This is a genomic window from Citrobacter sp. C1 (genome assembly GCF_014596895.2).
GTDB classification, from domain to species: Bacteria; Pseudomonadota; Gammaproteobacteria; order Enterobacterales; family Enterobacteriaceae; genus Citrobacter; species Citrobacter gillenii.
This window is the reverse complement of sequence record NZ_CP115035.1, coordinates 2,827,971-2,848,330: the sequence shown is the minus strand read 5'-3', so window position 1 is coordinate 2,848,330 and position 20,360 is coordinate 2,827,971. Positions and strand designations below refer to the sequence as shown.

Genomic DNA, 20,360 nt, shown 5'->3' with positions numbered 1-20,360 from the left:
GATTATGGGTAAGGGTGGTGGCAGCAGTAAAACGCCGCATGAGGCTCCTGACGACCTGAAATCCAGTCAGATGCTGACGGTAGTTGATGCCATCTGCGAGGGACCGATTGAAGGTCCTGTGGACGGGCTGAAGAGTGTCAGAATTAACAAAACGCCGGTCCTCGGCAGCGACGGTAACGCGATGGTTCACGGTGTCACCGTGGTTTACCGCGTGGGGGAGGATGAGCAGACCGCGATGGAGGGGTTCGAAGACTCCGGTGCGGAAACCCTGCTGAGTGTGGAGGTGAAGAAGTCAGAGCCAGTGACCCGCACCATTACCACCAAAACGCTGGACCGTCTGCGCTTTACCTTTGGTGTGCAGTCGCTGGTCAGCACCAGTACCAAAGGTGACCGCAACCCGACCAGCGTACAGATGCTGATCCAGTTTCGCCGGGATGGCCAGTGGCAGGTGGAGCGGGATATCACCATTACGGGGAAAACGACCACGCAGTTTCTGGCATCTGTGGTGATTGATGATTTACCGCCCCGGCCGTTTGAAGTCCGCATGCTTCGCCTCACTGATGACAGCACGACAGACCTGCTGCAGAACAAAACGGTGTGGTCGGGCTATACCGAAATCATCGATGTGAAACAGTGCTACCCGAACACCGCCGTTATCGGGGTAAAAGTGGATGCGGAGCAGTTTGGCAGCCAGCAGGTCACGCGAAACTATCACCTGCGCGGACGTATTGTGCCGGTGCCGTCGAATTACGATCCGTTAAAACGGACCTGTACGGGAATATGGGACGGAACGTTTAAACCCGCCTGGACAGATAATCCGGCCTGGTGTGTGCTGGATATGCTGACTCACCCGCGCTATGGCATGGGAAGCCGCATTGGTGTTGCCGATGTGGACAAGTGGGCGCTGTATGCCATTGCACAGTACTGCGATCAGCCTGTTCCGGACGGTTTTGGCGGGACGGAGCCGCGTATCACCTGCAATGCGTATCTGACGGACCAGCGTAAAGCGTGGGACGTGCTGGGGGACTTCTGTTCCCTGATGCGCTGTATGCCGGTCTGGAACGGCAGCACCCTGACGTTTGTGCAGGACAGGCCCGCCGATAAAGTCTGGACCTATACGCAGAGTAATGTGGTGATGCCCGCTGACGGTGCGCCGTTCATCTACAGCTTCAGCGCACTGAAAGAGCGCCACAATGCCGCCGAGGTCCGTTACACCGACCCGAATAACGGCTGGGAAACGTCCACCGAACTGGTGGAAAACGACGCTGCCATCCGGCGCTACGGTCGCAACGTTCTGAAGATGGATGCATTCGCCTGTACCAGCCGTGGGCAGGCGCACCGCGCCGGACTATGGGCCGTCACCACCGAATTGCTGGAAACGCAGACGGTGGATTTCTCCGTGGGAGCCGAAGGGCTGCGACATGTTCCCGGCGATATCATTGAGGTCTGTGACAGTGATTATGCCGGCGTGACCGTAGGCGGGCGCGTTCTGTCGGTCGACAGTCTTACGCGCACGCTCACGCTGGACCGTGAGGTGGAGATACCGGCAGGCGGCAATGTGGTGATGAACCTGGTGGGCAGCGATGGTCAGCCTGTTACCGTCGCAGTTACCGCGCACCCCGCCCCGGACTGCGTGACCGTCAGCCAGTTACCCGATGGCGTGGCGGAGTACAGCGTGTGGGGGCTGAAACTGCCGGACCTGCGCCAGCGCCTGTTTCGTTGTGTGGCCATACGGGAGAACGATGACGGCACGTATGCCATTACCGCCGTACAGCATGTTCCGGAGAAAGGATCCATCGTGGACAACGGGGCGACGTTTGATCCGTTACCGGACACCGGTATAACGAATACGCCGCCTGCCGTGCAGCACCTGACCACAGAGATTCTGGCAGAGGAGGGGCAGTATCAGGCGCGGGCGCGATGGGATACCCCGCGTGTGGTTAAGGGGGTTAACTTCTCCCTGCGCCTGACGGTGAAAGCGGAAGATAACAGCGACCGGCTGGCCAGCAGCCTGACCCTGACAAAAACGGAGCATACTTTCCGTAACCTGACGCCGGGACGTTACACCCTGACGGTGCGGGCGGTGAACAGCCAGGGCCAACAGGGCGATCCGGCCAGCACGGATTTCAGCATCGCCGCACCGGCAGAACCTTCTTATGTTGAGCTGACTCCCGGCTATTTTCAGATAACAGCCACCCCACGCCAGGCGGTATACGACCCTACGGTGCAGTATGAATTCTGGTTTACGGATACGCAGATTGCCGATATCCGCCAGGTGGAAACCGATGCGCGTTATCTCGGCACCGCGCTGTACTGGATTGCAGCAAACGCGAATATAAAACCCGGAAAGGATTATTACTTCTATATCCGGGCCGTGAACCAGGTCGGGAAATCGGCGTTCGTGGAGGCTAAAGGGCAGGCCAGCAACGATGCAGCGGGTTACCTGGATTTCTTCAAAGGGGAAATCACCGAAAGCCATCTGGGGAAAGAGCTGCTGGAGAAGGTGGAGCTGACGGAGGACAACGCCAGCCGGCTGGATGAGTTTTCGAAAGAATGGCAGGACGCGAACGGCAAATGGAATGCCATGTGGGGCGTGAAGATAGAGCAGACCAAAGACGGGAAGCACTATGTGGCTGGTCTGGGCCTGAGTATGGAGGACACGGAAGAAGGGAAGATAAGCCAGTTTCTGGTAGCGGCTGATCGTATCGCGTTTATCAACCCTGCAAATGGCAATGAAACACCCGCCTTCGTGATGCAGGGTGACCAGATATTTATGAACGAGGTGTTCCTCAAATATCTGACGGCCCCGAGCATCACTAGCGGTGGGAACCCGCCGACCTTTACGCTGACGCCTGACGGCAGACTGACCGCCCGTAATGCCGATATCAGCGGTCATATCAGTGCGAGCTCTGGTGCCCTCAATAATGTGACGATTGAGGAGAATTGCACCATAAAGGGGACGCTCCGGGCTGAGCGTATTTTGGGGGATATCGTTAAGGCTGCTGGTAAGGAATTTCCTTACTTTCTTGAACCCAATACAGGTCAAAAACGGTACGCCAACGGGACACTGACGGTTGTGATTGAAGATGACCAGTCATTTGACCGACAGGTTTCCATTCCAGCGATTACCTTTCAGGGGGCAGCGTATGACAGCCAGACCAGTAACGACGTATGGGATGCCTGTACGCTGATTGTCAGGAAAAACGGGGTGGAGATCTACAAGCAGACAAGCAGAGGTGTACCGGCCGTTTTTTCTCGAACACTGGATATGCCTGTCGGGAGCGGACGGATGACGCTGAGTTTCAGCGTCAGTACACACGGTAACAGCAGCGGCTATCCATTTTCCCGAATCAGTGACCTGCTGGTTATTGTGACGAAAAAATCATCAGCCGGAATAACAATAAGTTAATGACAGAAACCGCCTCCGGGCGGTTTTTTTATGGAGGTAGTATGCCGGTACTCATATCAGGCATTCTCAGAGATGGCGCGGGAAACCCCGTACAGGACTGCACTATTCAGCTGAGCGCTAAGAAAACCAGTCCGACCGTTGTTGTGGAGGTGACTTCATCCACTCTTACAGGAGCGGACGGTCACTACAGCATTGAGGCTGAGCCCGGTTATTACAGTGTGTCACTGTTGCGGGAAGGTTTTCCTCCCTCAGTGGCCGGTGACATTTATGTGGCCCCTAACGATACGCCGGATACCCTGAATGCGTTTCTCGATGCGCCGAAGGATGCGGACCTTCGTCCGGAGGTGATGAAACGCTTTGAGGAAATGGTAAACCGCGTTGTGGATTTGAGCGGTGCAACAGGGAAGGATCGGGAACGCGCTGAACAGGCCGCACAGTCAGCCGCACAGAGCAATGATAATGCAGCCGCATCTGAAAATGCCGCGCGTGAAAGCGCCCTCACGGCCACGCAGGCGGCAGAACAGGGTGATAACAGCGCGGCAGCTGCGGCCCTGAGTGAGCAGTATGCCAGAGAGTCCAGCAACAAGGCTGCTAAATCAGAAGCTGAAGCAGCAGCCAGTGCAGAATCGGCATCAGCAAGTGAAGCATCAGCCCTGCAGGCAGCCGAAACGGCTGAGAACCAGAAAGATGCAGCCACTGAGAGCGCCACCCGCGCAGAACAGGCCAGAAATGAGGCCCTGACGCTGCGCGATGAAGCTCAGGAAAATGCCCTGAATGCCCGGAACAGCGCACAGGCTGCTGCTTCCAGTGAGAAAGAAAGTGGACAGGCAAGGGATGAAGCACAGCTTCTTGCTGAACAGGCCAGAAGTGCAGCCTCAAAAGCCGCCGCTGATACTATTAAAGAGATACAGGAAAGTGAAGACCTCAGTGGTCCGCCAGGTCCGCCAGGTCCGCAGGGGCCAGCAGGTGAAAAAGGTGACAAGGGAGACACCGGGCTAACGGGGGCAACAGGACCAACTGGCCCTGCAGGTCCGCAGGGCCTGGCAGGTGCAAAAGGCGAAAAGGGTGACAAGGGAGACACCGGGCTAACGGGGGCTACAGGACCAATTGGCCCTGCAGGTCCGCAGGGACCGACAGGTGCAAAAGGTGAAAAGGGTGACAAAGGAGATGCCGGGTTAACTGGTGCCAGAGGGGCTACTGGAGCAACTGGCCCGGCAGGCGCAAAAGGGGATAAGGGAGATAAAGGGGATACCGGGTTAACTGGACCGCAAGGACCTGCAGGCGCTAAGGGTGCAACAGGCGCTACGGGACCGCAAGGACCGCAGGGACCAGCAGGCGCACCAGCGGGTGCTCTTCATGCTGTAGGTACGTTTGCGCTGGCGTATATATCATCGCCCAGGCCTGTAAATCCTGGTGCCAGTTATGCAGGGAGTAGTTTACAAGCTTGCGGAATTCTCAGTAGCAGCGTGGGTAAATCATCGTTTTGTATCAAGGTTGGTATCAGTTCATATACTTTGCCAGGTACATGGCGTGCATGTGGCGTTGTATCCTCCTCATCTGATGGTTTAGTTTCAGGTAATTTTGAATATTACGCTGGTCTTTTTCAGCGAATTTCATAACAGGAGATTGTATGAACATTAAGGACATTCAGGCTCCTGAGTGGGCGAATAAAGAACATACAGCGATTAACTGTAAGGTTAAATTTGCAGAGTTTGATGAGTTTCTGCCGTTCACTGCATGTCAGAACGATAATGAGGAGCATGGCAGGCGAATTTACAGTGAACTTGAATCCGGAAAGTATGGTCCTGTCACCCCTTTTGTTGTGACTGACAAAATGGTGGATAATTCACGCAACCAGAAGCTGGCTGAAATCAGCAACTGGCGGGATGCACAGGAAAACGCAAATATTATTTTTGAACTGGATGGTCATCGCTGGGATGGCGGAAAAGCCTCACAAGAACGGCTTGCTCCAGTTGTGGCAGTTGCGGGTTCAGGGGGGCTGCCGGAAGGGTTCTTCTGGACCGATGCGGATAATCACGATATTCCGGTGAATGCGGCGTTCCTGAAGCAACTGGAAGCGGCAATGGTGCAGGCGGTGGTGATACAGGGTTTTAAAATCCACGAACGGCAGCGGCAAATGAAAGAAAAGGTGGTGATGCTGAAGAGTCTGGATGAGATAGCGCAGTACAGGGTTGGCTGGCCGGAGGGCGATGGATGAGTCAGTTCACTACCCCGGCAATCCTGGAAATGCTGGGACACTAACATTTCCTGAACAATGCTGCTTATCTGTTCCTTCCCATACTTGCTGGCGTCAGTGTTGATCGCCGGCAGTGTCATGAGCGGTTTTACCCGAACACCAGCATCGGGGGAAGAACGCTCCCTCATCATACTCAGCCCCCTTGAATGCTATCATGTTCACGATGTTTGTACATGTAGGGAGACATGTACTTGATTGAAATGGAGACATAAATCTCACTTATATAGTTTTGTACTATAGTATGATGTCAGTTTCTAATGGAAAGTATAAAGAAACAACTATTGTTGCCGATAATCTATTTTAATTGTATGTTCAACATTGTATATTGATAGTGGAATGTATGTTGTCACAAAGGGTTAGGATATATTAAGAGGTTTGTGTGATAAAGAACTACAAATTGACTACACTTAAGCCCTATGTGATATCAATCACATTTTCATTTTTGCTGTTTTTGTCGTTAACTGAGATTTCTACTTATTATATATATAAGGAGCGTATCGGTTCATATACAGAACGAGTATTGAATAGAAGTGTTAGTCTCATTCAACAGATTGATGAAATAAATGATGGTTATGAGATGTTTGATGCTTATAGTCCCTGTAGTGAACTACAGCTTCATGCTGTAAGAATCGCTCTATGGCCTTATGCACTTATAAAGGATATATCATTTATTTCTAATGGGGCAATTACTTGTACTGCGTTGTGGGGAAAGTTGCCAGCACCATTATTACTCAACATATACGATAGAAAAGTTGAAAAGGATAACTTGACGTGGTTTTTTGGCGTGTTGTTGGAAAATAATGTTAAAGCTGATTTACTAAGCAACCAAAAATTAGCTATAACGATTTCACCATTTGCTTTTAACAGATTTGCTACAGACCATGAAGAGAAAGGATTTTCAGCAATTGTCGGCAATAGAGATCATTCTCTTCATTTGTTTAGGTTTGGTGAACTGGTCGATCTGCTTGAGGAGGCTAAACATGATAAATCCTATCAGTTAGGACTTATTACTACGCAAAGTTGTAATGGAAAACATGACATCTGTGTCATGGGAGGAGTTAAATTTCCGTGGGTGAGTTTCGATAATTGGTTAATGATATTGTTGATTGCATTTACATCTATTGTAACAGGTGTTCTTTTAGGTGTTGTTTATAATCAAAAGGTTGCACGCAAACAATCATTAGTATCAAGATTAAAAAATGCCATAAGAAATGAATCATTATATCTTGTATATCAACCTATTTATAAAATAAAAACCGGTATGGTTATTGGTGTAGAGGCACTAATTAGATGGGATGACCATGATATTGGTAGCATTCCTCCTGATATTTTTATCCCTATTGCAGAGAGACATAATTTAATTCAAGATGTAAGTAATCTTGTATTTCGAATGGTAGTAAAAGAAGCTAGGTCCCTTTCTGAAAAATTTAATGTCTTTATAAGCATTAATGTTAGTTCACAAGACCTTTTGTCTGAATCTTTTCAAAGAAAAGTGTTTCAGATGATCGATGAATTAAATATAAAGCCCGGAATGATAATGATGGAATTAACAGAAAGACAGAGTGCGGATCTAAATTCACTCCAAAAGGTAATTTCTTTATTTAATGATAAAGGTATTTCAATAGCCATTGATGATTTCGGGACGGGCTATTCAAATTTAAACTGGCTGTCAAGTTTACAAATAGATGAAATTAAAATTGATAAATCAATTACAGACTCTATCGATGAATACTCTATAAGTAATAATTTATTATCAGGATTGGTAGAGATTTTTAAAGATATAACTCATAAGGTCGTATTCGAAGGTGTGGAAACATCAACTCAGGTTAATTATTTAACTGAAATGTTCCCTGAGTGCGGTGTACAGGGATGGTATTACTCAAAGCCGTTATCTATAGATAAATTGACAAAATTAGTCGAGGATGCCAATTTGCCTTAATAGTTATTACTTTATTTTCATTGTTTTCACATTCTATATAACACGCGTAACCGCGAGCTATATAAATTTAGCTGCAGAAGGATTTTGATATCTTGCCGCATTCAATCAGCTAGTTGGCTCAAAATTGTATGGAATGTTGCGTTCACCTTCTTCAGCGAGCAGGGCAAGATAGTCCTCTCGTGTCATTGACTGTGAAAAGCGTCCACACATAGAAACCTCCAGCCATATGTCAGACTAAAAGTATTGGGCAGTAAGAAAAAGTGGTGCGCACCGTTAAAGATTTAAACGGAGCTTGTAAAATAAATCGGAATGATTTCTTTGTGAATTGATGAATTCCGAAAGTGAAGGGGGCCTTAATCATTGTGTTCGAGAGCGATTAATAGACAACATTTGACGGACTTTTTCCCAGTAATTCCCCGAAGCTTCCCCTTTCAGAAAACAGACATAAAAAAACAGCCGTAACAGGCTGGTTATTAAAGGATTTTTGGTCGGCGCGAGAGGATTTGAACCTCCGCCCCCCCGACACCCCATGATGGCGAGTTACCGCTTAAGGGCTGCTATGTGCCAAAAGCGGAAGTTGAGCATTAGTGAGTGCTAATGGATATTTGTCATGGATGAGGAACGTCGGATCGTTACCAATAGACAAACCTCCACCCCAGGAATTATTTTATAAGAAAGAAATATTAATCCAAAAGGACCTGGTCAATAAATGCGCCGTAAAAATGTGAACGATTATCAAGCTTTTATCGCCGTGGCCCGAGAAAAAAGCTTCACTAAAGCGGCCGCTCAGTTAGGTGTCTCACAGTCGGCGCTGAGCTACACGGTGAGGACTCTAGAAGCTGACCTTGGTCTTCGTCTTCTTACCCGTACCACGCGTAGCGTTTCTGTGACTGAAGCTGGCGAGCGGCTACTTTCCCGTATAGGACCCCATTTTGACGAAATTGAAAGTGAGATAGCTGCGCTGAGCGGACTACGAGAAAAACCAGCCGGTACTGTGCGCATTACTGCCGTTGAACACGCCGCCGATACAATTCTCTGGCCTAAACTTGCCCCGGTGATGCTTGAGTATCCCGATATCAACATTGAAATTATCAGCGAGTACGGACTCAAAGATATTGTCGCTGAGCGTTTTGATGCCGGAGTTCGTTTGGGCGAACAGGTTGATATGGATATGATTTCCCTGCCCCTTGCCAGGGACTTCCGTTTTGCGGTGGTCGGAGCGCCCTCTTATTTCATGGGGAAGACCTACCCGGGAACGCCTCGTGATTTAAACGACCATAACTGTATCAGATTACGCCTGCCCACTCATGGCGGATTTTATACCTGGGAGTTTCGCAAGGATGAGACTGAAATTAAGGTCCGTATCGATGGACGAGCGACTTTCAGCACAATAAATATGATGAGGCAGGCCGCCCTTGATGGACTGGGACTTGCTTATCTGCCGCTGGATACCGTGGAGAATTATCTTGAAAACGGGATGTTAGTCCAGGTGCTGACAGACTGGTGCCCACCGCGTCCCCCCTATCATCTTTACTACCCCAGCCGTCTACAGCATTCTCCGGCATTTGCACTTGTGCTCGAAGCACTCCGCGCCCCATAACCTTTAAGCGCTGTTTGTCCTGGTCCATATGGAACTCAGTTTCTTATAACCCTATTAATAAAACCTCCTTCTAAGCCCATGCGAAATTAAGCATCTAATTTCTCAATACTAAAGAGATTAAGATGACGGCTGAAACTATCTGTGTTCTTTCAGCGGCCAGGGCCGTCATCGTGTAAATGAAGGAGTCTTGCAATGAGTAAAAAAGCAGGCGGGTTAAGCCGCCGAAATTTTATCCTGACGAGTTCAGTGGCTTCAGCAGGATTATTGATGGCGGGTCATGCTTCAGCCCTGCTCTCACCAACACCTCGTACATCTGGCACCACGACACACGTAGATGGCGTCACAGTCAGCAGTGTCCTGTTCCGGAACAATGAAATAATGATGTCCGGAAACGTATATGTACCCCCGGACTTCAGCGAAAACCGTCAATACGCTGCTATTGTCGTTGTCCACCCTGGTGGTGGCGTTAAGGAACAGACTGCGGGACTTTATGCCCTCAAACTGGCTAAAGACGGATTTGTCACCCTGGCGTTTGATGCCTCTCATCAGGGGGCAAGTGGCGGATTACCACGCTTTATTGATGATCCCATGAAGCGAGTCGTCGATTTCTATAGCGCAGTCGATTACCTGACCACTCTTCCTTATGTCGATAATAATCGTATCGGCGCATTAGGCGTTTGTGCAGGCAGTGGTATCACGGTTAAAGCGTCGATGACGGAACGTCGAATCAAAGCGCTGGCAACAGTCAGTGCTGTGGATGTCGGAGCCGCAACCCGTAAGGGTTGGGAGGGAACAACATCAGAATCTGAACTCATTCCAACTCTGGATGCGGTTGCAAAACAGCGCACAGTCGAAGCAGCAGGCGGCGCACCGGTTTATGTCAACTATGTGCCTAAATTGGGTGATGCCAGTGCTCCAAAAGATCTTCAGGAAGCTGCGGACTACTATCTGACCGAACGCGGAAAATATCCGACTTCTACCAATCAAATGCTGATGACAAGTATCAGTACGCTGGCGTCTTTCACCGGATTTGAAGGGGCTGATGTCTATTTAACACAACCACTACTGATTGTAGCCGGTAGTAAAGCAGGATCGCTCTGGCACAGCCAGGAATTACACAACACTGCGGCCTCTGTCCAAAAAACGCTGCATATCATTCCGGGTGCAACACATATGGACCTCTATGATGGTCAGGGTGCAACGGTTGCAGCGAGTAAGCTGGCTCCTTTCTTCAAGAAAAATCTCGCATAGGTATGACTTTCCATGAAACAAACTCCACTACTTGAAAGATTTCCACTTGGAAAAGGTGTGACGCTGCGCAACCGTATTGTGATGGCCCCGATGACGACCTGGTCGGGTAATGATGACGGCACGGTATCTTATGAGGAAGAAGCATATTATCGTCGACGCGTTCAGGACATCGGGCTGGTCATTACTGGCTGTACACATGTTCAGGAAAACGGCATTGGGTTTACGGGAGAGTTTGCTGCGTATGACGACAAATTTATTCCCGGTTTAAAGCGCCTTGCTATTGCTGCTAAAAGCGGTGGAGCACCGGCAATCTTACAAATATTCCATGCAGGTGTGAAAACCAGCCCTGAACTGGTTTCGGATATTGTAGCCGCAAGCGCTATTCCCGGTGACGCCGGTCCTTTCGCACCGTCCGTTACCCCTCGTGAACTGACATGCACTGAAGTCGAAACTGTTATTCAGGATTTCGGGGAAGCAACTCGTCGTGCAATAGAAGCAGGATTTGATGGTGTTGAGTTACATGGTGCTCATGGTTTTTTACTTCAGAACTTTTTCTCACCTCATTCCAACCGTAGAGAAGATCAATGGGGCGGCTCCCTTAAAAACCGTATGCGTTTCCCGCTCAGCGTCATTGAGAGTGTGCGTAAAACGATTGCTGAGCATGCAACCGATCCCTTCCTGATGGGATACCGCATTTCACTGGATGAGCATTACGAAGATGGGTTGCGCATTGATGAGTCGCTTCAGCTGGTTGACCGCCTGGTCGATGAGGGTATTGATTATCTTCATGTATCACTCGGTAATGCACTTGAAGCCAGACCCGTTGATGCACCGAATGGCCCCAAAATCATCGAAATCGTGCGCGATCACCTTGCTGGACGTATACCTCTGATTGTTGCCGGGCAGTTGCGAACGCCAGAGCAGGCCGAGGATGCTGTAAAAGCAGGGGTATCTTTGACGGCAGTAGGTCAGGGTATGGTGATGAACCCAGACTGGGTTAAATTCGTTGATGGCAAAGCTGAAGGAAAAATTGCTCTCAGTATTGCTGCATCAGACGTAGAGCAACTTGCTATACCCCAGAAACTCTGGCGTGTAATTGAGGAAACGACTGGCTGGTTTAACATCCGTTAAATACGGCCTGGCCGTAATATGACAATTAGAATCAACTTGCCTTCATAACCTGGAAAGTTCTTACATGGCCGGATTTCGGGATTAACTGGGTGACGGCCATGTAAATTTTATCTTATTCCTTTAAATCCTCTTCACACTAAAGGAACATTATTTCAGGCATAACATCCGCTTTTCGCTCATAGCGGACTTCAGCGGCAGTAAAAGCTTTATCATCGAGGTTTGCCAATAGTGGTAGCGCGTTGAATGTGCCGGCGAAAAACTTGGATTCTTGGCGAAAACTCTTCCCCAAAACTAAAATCAAAGTTTAGATAATCAATGAGTTGTAAAAGGTAGCCACTGGCTGTTTTTGAAAGTAGAAAGCATGATAATTTCAATTATATCAAATGGTAGCTATGAATTTGGCAATGTAATGCTGCGTCACATTGGTTGAGCTAACTGGGGCCCCTGATTTTTCACATTTCCAACGGCACGCGTCACCGCGTGTCGTATAAATTTATCAGCCGGTACGGCACCATCGGCCCGATGAATAAAGCAAGGCTGTTTCTTGTCGTCTTCCTTTTTCCATTCTTACCAGCCATCAGCTAAGCAAATTACACGGCCATGCTGCCAGAGTGGTTTAAACATTCTGCTGATGGTTGCAGTTTCAGAACGTGCATAAATTAGCGGCAGCTTAGACCACCATCGATTGTTAATTTTTGGGGGCAAATTTGGGGGCAAAAATCAGTTCGGGGCATGATTTGGGGCGATGAAATGACTCACATTGCCCGAAATTGTCCAAGGCGATTTTTCATTAACTGATTGATTTTATGGTAATTGACTGTAATTGCTAAATTTACAAAATCAATTTTATAGTCTAACGCTGATTATGTGGCTGTGGGGATAAACATTTAATAAACCGAGGGGAATGTCGGAAGGTGGCATGAACGCCACATCTGGCCTACGCGGGATAAATGTAGGCCAGATAAGCGTGAGCGCCATCTGGCGCAGGATTGATTACTTCAACTCATCAACCATGGTGATGGCGCGACCAATATAGTTGGCTGGCGTCATCGCTTTCAGGCGCGTTTTCTCGTCTTCTGGCAGGGCCAGTCCGTCGATAAACTGCTTCATGCCTTCGGCGTCAACGCGCTTGCCGCGGGTCAGCTCTTTCAGCTTCTCGTACGGTTTTTCAATGCCGTAACGACGCATAACGGTCTGAATCGGCTCGGCCAGCACTTCCCAGTTATGGTCCAGTTCATCCAGCAGATGATCGCGGTTTACTTCCAGTTTGCTCACACCCTTCAGTGTGGACTGATACGCGATCAACGCGTAGCCAATTCCCACGCCCAGGTTACGCAGAACGGTAGAATCCGTCAGGTCACGCTGCCAGCGGGAAACCGGCAGTTTGCTTGCCAGGTGCTGCAGTACCGCATTAGACAGGCCCAGGTTTCCTTCAGAGTTTTCGAAGTCGATAGGATTAACCTTGTGCGGCATGGTGGAAGAACCAATTTCACCGGCAATGGTTTTCTGTTTGAAGTGGTTCAGCGCCACATAGCCCCAGACGTCGCGGTCAAAATCGATCAGGATGGTGTTAAAACGCGCGACGCAATCGAACAGCTCAGCAATGTAGTCGTGCGGCTCAATCTGCGTGGTGTACGGGTTCCACTGAATACCCAGCGAAGTGACGAATTCTTCACTGAACTGATGCCAGTCAACTTCAGGGTAAGCGGCGATGTGGGCGTTATAGTTACCGACGGCACCGTTGATTTTACCGAGAATTTCTACCTGGTTTAGCTGGCGATACTGGCGCTCCATACGGTATGCCACGTTAGCCATTTCTTTGCCCAACGTAGAGGGTGTTGCCGGCTGGCCGTGCGTACGGGAGAGCAGGGGAATGTCACGATACTGCACGGACAGGTCTTTTACCGCATCGATAAGCTTGCGCCAGTATGGCAGGATCACTTCATCGCGGGCGGTTTTCAGCATCAGCGCATGAGACAGGTTGTTGATATCTTCTGAGGTACAGGCGAAGTGGATAAACTCGGAAACAGCGTGCAGTTCCGGGATATCAGCGACTTTTTCTTTCAGGAAATACTCAACGGCCTTCACATCGTGGTTGGTCGTGCGTTCAATGGTTTTGATGCGCGCGGCATCTTCTTCATTGAAGTTAGCGACGATCGTATCAAGGAAACCGATTGCGTCGGCAGCAAAAGCAGGAACTTCCTTGATCGCTGCGTGCGCGGCCAGTTTTTGCAGCCAGCGTACTTCAACCTGTACACGGAATTTCAGCAAACCGTATTCGCTGAAAATCCCGCGCAGCGCGCTGACTTTATCGCCGTAGCGTCCATCGACAGGGGAAACGGCGGTCAGTGAGGATAATTCCATAGATCACAACTCCGGGGTTAAATGAGCAAGAATTTGTTTTGCCTGAGTGGTCAGGCGATTACGAGAAAACATGAGTTGCAGACGACCGCCACCGACCTGGTGCCAGAGTACGGCAGCACGAATACCAGCCAGAAGCGACGCGCGGACTTTTGCCTGAACCTGCGGGCTCTGGAGGATAGCTGGGGATCCCGTGACCTGAATACGTGGGCCGAGCGGGCTGATGACGTCAACATAAATGCCCGCCATTGCGCTCATTAACGTTTCTGACTGCAAATCGAAATGGTCTAGCTGGCGCTGCAGGCCATTAATACGGTCCCCCAGCGTGTCCATTGCGCCCTTGGCGGCTGACAGCTTGCGCTCCAGCACCATCAGGCTCAGGGTATAGCGGGTGAGTTCCGCGTTCAGTCCCTGACGACTGCTGGCGTTCAGTACACCGAGCAGCGTTTCAAGGCCCAGACGCAGATTGGCTTCACTGCCACCAAACACGCCCAGCGTAGAATTGGGATTCATATCAATAACACTGTTGAGTGAAACGTGTAGTGCATCGGCATCACAGTGCCCCTGGTGTGCCAGTTGTTGCACCAGGCGAGCCGACTGGCAAATGCCTGCCAGAGCGAGGGTGATGTCATAATAATTCTTTGCCACGTTCACTGCTTCCTTGTATTAGATATGTAGATAAATTATACCGGCAGAGGCAGGCGCTGCTCGATAATTCCGCCACCGAGGCACACTTCGCCGCAGTAAAAGACGGCCGACTGACCTGGCGTCACCGCCGCAACCGGCTCGTCAAAAATCACTTCAATACGTTCGTCATCCAGCGACTTAACGGTGCACGGAATATCGGTCTGACGATAGCGGGTTTTCACCGTACAGCGCATTGTGCCGGAGAAGGGTTCGCGATCGACCCAGTGCAGCTGTTGCGCGATCAGGCCAACGGACATCAGACGCGGGTGATCGTGACCCTGAGCGACAACCAGAATGTTGTTCTCAACGTCCTTATCGACCACATACCATGGATCCTCGGTCCCTTCTTTGGTTCCGCCGATACCCAGACCTTTACGTTGGCCCAGAGTGTGATACATCAGCCCCTGGTGCTGGCCGATTTCTTCGCCATCCACGGTGATGATTTTTCCTGGCTGAGCCGGAAGGTAACGGCCAAGGAACTCGCGGAATTTACGTTCACCAATAAAGCAGATGCCGGTGGAGTCTTTTTTCTTCGCGGTAATCAGGCCCAGATCTTCGGCGATTTTGCGCACCTGCGGTTTTTCCAGTTCACCGACCGGGAACAAGCTTTGGGCGATCTGCTCGTGACCGAGCGTATAGAGGAAATAGCTTTGGTCTTTATTGCCGTCGAGTCCACGCAGCAGGCGGCTTTTGCCGTCGACGTCCGCGCGGCGCACGTAGTGACCGGTGGCGATGAAATCGGCACCTAAATCTTCAGCGGCAAATTCGAGGAAGGCTTTAAACTTAATTTCTTTGTTGCACAGAATATCCGGGTTTGGCGTACGACCCGCTTTGTACTCTTCAAGGAACAACTCAAAGACGTTGTCCCAGTATTCTGCGGCAAAGTTAACGGTATGCAGTTCAATGCCGAGTTTGTCGCAGACTGCCTGCGCATCTGCAAGATCGGCAGCAGCGGTACAGTATTCCTCACCGTCGTCCTCTTCCCAGTTCTTCATGAACAGGCCTTCAACCTGATAACCCTGTTGTTGCAACAGCCAGGCAGAAACGGAGGAATCGACACCGCCGGACATGCCGACGATCACTTTTTTTGGGCTTTCAGACATAGGAATACTCACGACATTGAACTTAAAGGCGGCATATTCTATCACGCAGCCCTTTACTTGACACCCTCTGTAAACGGCCAGTTAAATTCTCCGATCATTGCCAGCGGATACCGTTGCCCGCTCTGATAACAGCGAATGCTCTCAGCAACCAGCGGCGAACGCAGGTTCGGTGCAGATAAAATCGCTTCAGCGCTGACCCAACGACAGCAATCTATATCGTTGTCATGCGGCTCAGTAGCGCACATATTGGCAAGCTCAATAGAAAACAGAAAACGCAAGAACGGGGTTCTGTCCGGGGCTATCCATTGATGCATGCGAATAAAATGCTGCGGCTGCGCGGTGATGCCGGTTTCTTCCCACAGTTCGCGTGCAGCGGCTTGTACCAAGGTTTCGTCCGCTTCCAGATGCCCGGCAGGCTGGTTCCATAACGCTTTGCCGTTGATGGTTTCCTCAACGACTAAAAACTTATCCTCGGCATGCACAATGCAGGCGACGGTGACGTGCGGTTTGAACATGGTTCACCTCTTATTCTTCTTTAAAGCCTTCAGACACATCTGGCCAGCTGATCTCGCCCGTGGTTTTATCGATACTAATATAGGCCACCGGAGGGGAGGTTTGTGGATCGGCGGCACCCCGGCAAAATTCGGTTTGGTGGTCTTCGCGTACGATGATTTCAATCGCGTTTTTCGCATTCCAGCTCTCATAAAAAACACATTGATAGTCATAACGCAAACTGAGAGTGGCGACCCGCGTGGCTGTTTCTGTAGAGAGTGGATTGATGTCGTCGCGATAGCGGTCACCGCTGTTTAAAGGTTGCAGCTGTGATTTTTTCAACCAGCCGCGCACGCTATGACGATCAGCGGTGTAATAGACCACCTCAATAAAATCGTCTTTGGACTCTTCCTGAGCAGAAACCACGTCGCCGGGAACCAGGAATACGGAACTGTTGCGACACTGTGCATTTGGCATTGAATAGAATCCAGCGCGCGAGCTGCCGATGACCTGATAATGGTTGCTGGCGGCGGGGGGCATTTTTTCGCGTTGTGACATCGCTTTATTGGCCCATGTCTGGCAGGCAGGGCTAACAGGAAGCGGGTTAGCTAACGGCGTGAGTCCGTCAGCGGTAACCCAACCGGTAGCGAAAGTGCCGTTTGCGCCCCGGTAGCGGATGTAACGAAAAGGTTCGTCTTTGGACAGCATGCCTGTGCTTTCATAACGCTGCGAACTTCTGAGCACCTCTACAGTGTCGCTATTGACCAAAAACGCCGGGAGCTGGCATCCGCTGGCTGGTGCAGAGTAGAAATGCAGACGAGAGTCAGCGCTGACGTTGGCAGTGGCGTAAAGATAATTTGCCTCTCCCGCCGCGATCCCGGCGAGCGTTTCACAGTTCTGTTTTGCATAACAAAATGGTGAAACTCCGCACAACATGAGCGCTGCAACGATCCGTTTATCCATATGCCGTGTTCTTCCCTGTTAATAGTTGCGTTAAAAATGGATGCTACGGCTGCAGCTCACGCCATTCGCCGTTGGCGAGATTATCCAGCGTGTAATCACCCATGGCATAGCGAATTAACCGCAGCGTGGGGAAACCCACATGCGCCGTCATGCGTCTCACCTGACGGTTACGCCCCTCATACAACGTGATTTTCAACCAACGGGTGGGAATGCTTTTGCGCTCGCGAATCGGTGGATTTCGCGGCCACAGCCAGTCAGGTTCGGCAACAACCTCAACGCCTGCCGGTAACGTTGGGCCATCATTGAGCGTCACGCCATTGCGCAGGGCATCCAGCGCCTCTGGCGTCGGCTCTCCTTCGACCTGTACGTAATAAATTTTTCCGGTGCGCTTACCCGGCAGCGTCAATCGGGCCTGTAATGCACCGTCATTGGTCAGTACCAACAGGCCTTCGCTATCCCTGTCCAGGCGCCCCGCAGCATAGATGCCCTGTACGGGAATAAAATCTTTTAACGTGCTGCGACCCGCTTCGTCAGTAAATTGTGGCAAAACATCGTAGGGTTTATTGAACAAAACCACGCGTTTTGGCTGGTTTTCTTTACGCTGTTTAGTGACTTGTCGTGAGCTGAATCGCTCAACCCGGTGATTTCTAAAAGAAGTTTTTTGCATGGTATTTTCAGATTATATCAATTGCCGCATTATAGCCTAAGAACGAGTGTCTTTCATGGCGGCGAACAATAGGGTAGTATTGACACGCTCATTACAAATCATTAACAAAAAGTTGCTCTAACGCATCCGTGTAGCAGGACGCAAATGCACATGCAGCGTGATGACAGACGAGCAGAACCAGAAGCGCTCGAAGGAGAGGTGAATGGAAAGCAAAGTAGTTGTTCCGGCGGAAGGTAAGAAGATCACCCTGCAAAACGGCAAACTCAACGTTCCTGAAAATCCGATTATCCCGTTCATTGAAGGCGACGGTATCGGCGTTGATGTAACCCCACCGATGATCAAAGTTGTCGATGCTGCTGTCGAGAAAGCCTATAAAGGCGAGCGTAAAATCTCCTGGATGGAAATCTACACCGGCGAGAAATCCACTCAGGTCTACGGCCAGGACGTCTGGCTGCCTGCTGAAACCCTTGATCTGATTCGTGACTACCGTGTTGCTATTAAAGGCCCACTGACTACCCCAGTTGGCGGCGGTATTCGCTCACTGAACGTTGCACTGCGTCAGGAACTTGACCTGTACGTGTGCCTGCGTCCGGTTCGTTACTACCAGGGCACCCCAAGCCCGGTTAAACATCCTGAACTGACCGACATGGTCATCTTCCGTGAAAACTCTGAAGACATCTACGCCGGTATCGAGTGGAAAGCTGACTCTGCTGATGCAGAGAAAGTGATTAAATTCCTGCGCGAAGAGATGGGCGTGAAGAAAATTCGCTTCCCGGAACATTGCGGTATCGGTATCAAACCGTGTTCCGAAGACGGGACAAAACGTCTGGTGCGTGCGGCGATTGAATACGCCATCGCCAACGATCGTGATTCTGTTACCCTGGTACATAAAGGTAACATCATGAAGTTCACCGAAGGCGCGTTCAAAGACTGGGGTTACCAGTTAGCGCGTGAAGAGTTTGGTGGTGAACTGATCGACGGCGGCCCGTGGGTGAAAATCAAGAACCCGAAAACCGGGAAAGAGATCGTTGTTAAGGACGTTATCGCCGATGCGTTCCTGCAGCAGATCCTGCTGCGTCCGGCAGAGTATGATGTTATTGCCTGTATGAACCTGAACGGTGACTACATCTCTGATGCCCTGGCAGCGCAGGTTGGCGGTATCGGTATCGCGCCGGGTGCAAACATCGGTGACGAATGTGCACTGTTTGAAGCCACCCACGGTACTGCACCGAAGTATGCGGGTCAGGATAAAGTGAACCCAGGTTCCATCATCCTGTCTGCTGAAATGATGCTGCGCCACATGGGTTGGGTCGAAGCGGCTGACCTGATCGTTAAAGGTATGAGCGGTGCGATCAACGCGAAAACCGTAACCTATGACTTCGAACGTCTGATGGACGGCGCTAAGCTGCTGAAATGTTCTGAGTTTGGTGACGCGATCATCGAAAACATGTAATCCACATTCTGGGTTGTATGAGAACGGGAGCCGAGAGGTTCCCGTTTTTTTATACCTGTAAAATTCCTTCCCCAAAACTCTCGCCAAAACGTTTCCTCAAAACCAGGTTTGGCACTTATGTCAGCTTATCCGGTGCTGGGGGGAAGAAACCGGACTGTTAGTTTAATTATCATTATATTAATGGATTGTTGTTCTCGACATCTTCCATGTATAAAAGTGTATCGTCGACAGAGTAGTAATACCGTTTATTATCATTGACATCAGTAACCCATCGGAAAACGCCAGCACTAACAAGTGTTGTAATATATTCCCGAAATGTGGATTCCCCGGAAATATGTGTCTGGGCTGCTTTTTTTACTTGTTCAGGGTCCTTGGTTGTACTGACTTTTAATAAATCTCTTTTCCCTCTTATTAATATTACTTCATCATTCGCTGTAACAGCTCTGATGTTATCAGTAGCCAGGTAGTAAATATAATGAGCAATATTCTGGCGTTTTAGTTCAGAGTAAAACCACGAAAAATTATGTTCCTTTCTCACTTGCTCAAACATCTTTTCAAGAACAGTAACCTGATCCATCAGGGTTATAACCTATTGTTAGTTATGAGAGCGTGTAGTGTGCACGATCAGTTTTGTCGCTTCAATCTGGTCAGATCTCTTGGTGTGGTGCGGATAGCGAGGTCATGGGACGATTAAGGGTTCTCCCAGTAGGGGGCCTTGCTACGGGGCGGGTGCGGCGCGTAGCAAGGCTGGTTTTTGCATTTTCATCGGCCATCACTGTTAGTATAATTTATTGATATTTAATGAGATAAATTTCATAGTGTCGAATATGTGCGCTTTGTTCATCACTGACGCCGTTTTTAAAAGGTGCTCGCAGGATGCAAGTTTTTTCCTCGGGTGAACTATGGATTGTGAACTAAAAAACTTACAACTAAATGTTAGCCAACTGGCCACATTGTCTGATGTGCATCGTCAGACCATTGCGGCGTGCATTAAAAATGACCGGCACCGCTCATTGCGTGAATATTCAGTAGTAGGGGAGACAGCCA

Annotated in this window: 15 protein-coding genes and 4 pseudogenes; 9 read left to right on the top strand and 10 right to left on the bottom strand. The window is 49.8% G+C overall.

All coding sequences use genetic code 11. The annotated features are described in order from the left end of the window. Window positions 1-4: 4 nt before the first annotated feature. From IB214_RS13750 to IB214_RS13740, 3 genes are read left to right on the top strand one after another with little or no spacing between them, the layout of a single operon-like run. Window positions 5-3,409: a host specificity protein J gene (locus IB214_RS13750; protein WP_117341960.1), complete on the top strand. Its 3,405-nt coding sequence runs from the start codon at window positions 5-7 to the stop codon at window positions 3,407-3,409. 41 nt (window positions 3,410-3,450) lie between these two features. Continuing rightward, the gene (locus IB214_RS13745) at window positions 3,451-5,028 is read left to right on the top strand and encodes a prophage tail fiber N-terminal domain-containing protein (protein ID WP_117341961.1); all 1,578 of its coding nucleotides are present in this window, start codon (window positions 3,451-3,453) and stop codon (window positions 5,026-5,028) included. Between the two features lie 11 nt (window positions 5,029-5,039). Next, the gene (locus IB214_RS13740; protein ID WP_117341962.1) at window positions 5,040-5,627 is read left to right on the top strand and encodes a DUF4376 domain-containing protein; all 588 of its coding nucleotides are present in this window, start codon (window positions 5,040-5,042) and stop codon (window positions 5,625-5,627) included. A 44-nt stretch (window positions 5,628-5,671) separates the two neighbouring features. On the opposite strand, the pseudogene IB214_RS13735 reads toward IB214_RS13740, so the two are convergent. Then, window positions 5,672-5,776: pseudogene (locus tag IB214_RS13735) on the bottom strand (DinI family protein); the annotation flags it as partial. A 269-nt stretch (window positions 5,777-6,045) separates the two neighbouring features. On the opposite strand from IB214_RS13735, the gene IB214_RS13730 reads away from it, so the two are divergent. Further along, a complete protein-coding gene (locus IB214_RS13730) occupies window positions 6,046-7,605 on the top strand; it encodes an EAL domain-containing protein (RefSeq protein ID WP_016152749.1) in 1,560 nt (519 codons plus the stop codon). A 114-nt stretch (window positions 7,606-7,719) separates the two neighbouring features. On the opposite strand, the pseudogene IB214_RS13725 reads toward IB214_RS13730, so the two are convergent. Next, window positions 7,720-7,815, bottom strand: a pseudogene (locus IB214_RS13725) (SOS response-associated peptidase); the annotation flags it as partial. A 499-nt stretch (window positions 7,816-8,314) separates the two neighbouring features. On the opposite strand from IB214_RS13725, the gene IB214_RS13720 reads away from it, so the two are divergent. From IB214_RS13720 to IB214_RS13710, 3 genes are all read left to right on the top strand, one after another. After that, the gene (locus IB214_RS13720; protein WP_044375043.1) at window positions 8,315-9,205 is read left to right on the top strand and encodes a LysR family transcriptional regulator; all 891 of its coding nucleotides are present in this window, start codon (window positions 8,315-8,317) and stop codon (window positions 9,203-9,205) included. Between the two features lie 192 nt (window positions 9,206-9,397). Beyond that, a complete protein-coding gene (locus IB214_RS13715; protein WP_225759046.1) occupies window positions 9,398-10,456 on the top strand; it encodes an alpha/beta hydrolase in 1,059 nt (352 codons plus the stop codon). Between the two features lie 12 nt (window positions 10,457-10,468). Further along, complete coding sequence (locus IB214_RS13710) at window positions 10,469-11,587, top strand: NADH-dependent flavin oxidoreductase (RefSeq protein ID WP_072105595.1); 1,119 nt, start codon at window positions 10,469-10,471, stop codon at window positions 11,585-11,587. A gap of 417 nt (window positions 11,588-12,004) precedes the next feature. Here the strand turns inward: IB214_RS13710 and IB214_RS13705 are convergent. The 7 genes and pseudogenes from IB214_RS13705 to rluE form a co-directional block, all read right to left on the bottom strand. Continuing rightward, window positions 12,005-12,268 (bottom strand): annotated as a pseudogene (locus IB214_RS13705) (SOS response-associated peptidase family protein); the annotation flags it as partial. Between the two features lie 312 nt (window positions 12,269-12,580). After that, window positions 12,581-13,951 (bottom strand): adenylosuccinate lyase, encoded by a 1,371-nt coding sequence (purB, locus tag IB214_RS13700; protein WP_096757401.1) that lies wholly within the window; start codon window positions 13,949-13,951, stop codon window positions 12,581-12,583. Window positions 13,952-13,954: 3 nt separating this feature from the next. Beyond that, window positions 13,955-14,596 (bottom strand): high frequency lysogenization protein HflD, encoded by a 642-nt coding sequence (gene hflD / locus IB214_RS13695; RefSeq protein ID WP_117343114.1) that lies wholly within the window; start codon window positions 14,594-14,596, stop codon window positions 13,955-13,957. A gap of 35 nt (window positions 14,597-14,631) precedes the next feature. Then, window positions 14,632-15,738: a tRNA 2-thiouridine(34) synthase MnmA gene (gene mnmA / locus IB214_RS13690; RefSeq protein WP_117342946.1), complete on the bottom strand. Its 1,107-nt coding sequence runs from the start codon at window positions 15,736-15,738 to the stop codon at window positions 14,632-14,634. 53 nt (window positions 15,739-15,791) lie between these two features. Beyond that, window positions 15,792-16,253: an NUDIX hydrolase gene (locus IB214_RS13685; protein ID WP_117342947.1), complete on the bottom strand. Its 462-nt coding sequence runs from the start codon at window positions 16,251-16,253 to the stop codon at window positions 15,792-15,794. A gap of 10 nt (window positions 16,254-16,263) precedes the next feature. Continuing rightward, window positions 16,264-17,193 carry a hypothetical protein gene (locus IB214_RS13680; protein ID WP_117342948.1) on the bottom strand — a complete coding sequence of 310 codons (930 nt, stop codon included), beginning with the start codon at window positions 17,191-17,193 and terminating at the stop codon, window positions 16,264-16,266. Between the two features lie 43 nt (window positions 17,194-17,236). Then, window positions 17,237-17,860 (bottom strand): 23S rRNA pseudouridine(2457) synthase RluE, encoded by a 624-nt coding sequence (gene rluE, locus IB214_RS13675; RefSeq protein WP_117342949.1) that lies wholly within the window; start codon window positions 17,858-17,860, stop codon window positions 17,237-17,239. Between the two features lie 202 nt (window positions 17,861-18,062). Here rluE and icd point away from each other — a divergent pair, with 202 nt between their 5' ends. After that, window positions 18,063-19,313: an NADP-dependent isocitrate dehydrogenase gene (gene icd / locus IB214_RS13670; protein ID WP_115258716.1), complete on the top strand. Its 1,251-nt coding sequence runs from the start codon at window positions 18,063-18,065 to the stop codon at window positions 19,311-19,313. A 172-nt stretch (window positions 19,314-19,485) separates the two neighbouring features. On the opposite strand, the gene IB214_RS13665 is transcribed toward icd, so the two are convergent. Further along, window positions 19,486-19,890, bottom strand: a complete 405-nt coding sequence (locus IB214_RS13665; protein ID WP_117342950.1) for a DUF1398 family protein — start codon at window positions 19,888-19,890, stop codon at window positions 19,486-19,488. A gap of 325 nt (window positions 19,891-20,215) precedes the next feature. On the opposite strand from IB214_RS13665, the pseudogene IB214_RS13660 reads away from it, so the two are divergent. Further along, window positions 20,216-20,311, top strand: a pseudogene (locus IB214_RS13660) (terminase); the annotation flags it as partial. Window positions 20,312-20,360: the final 49 nt, after the last annotated feature.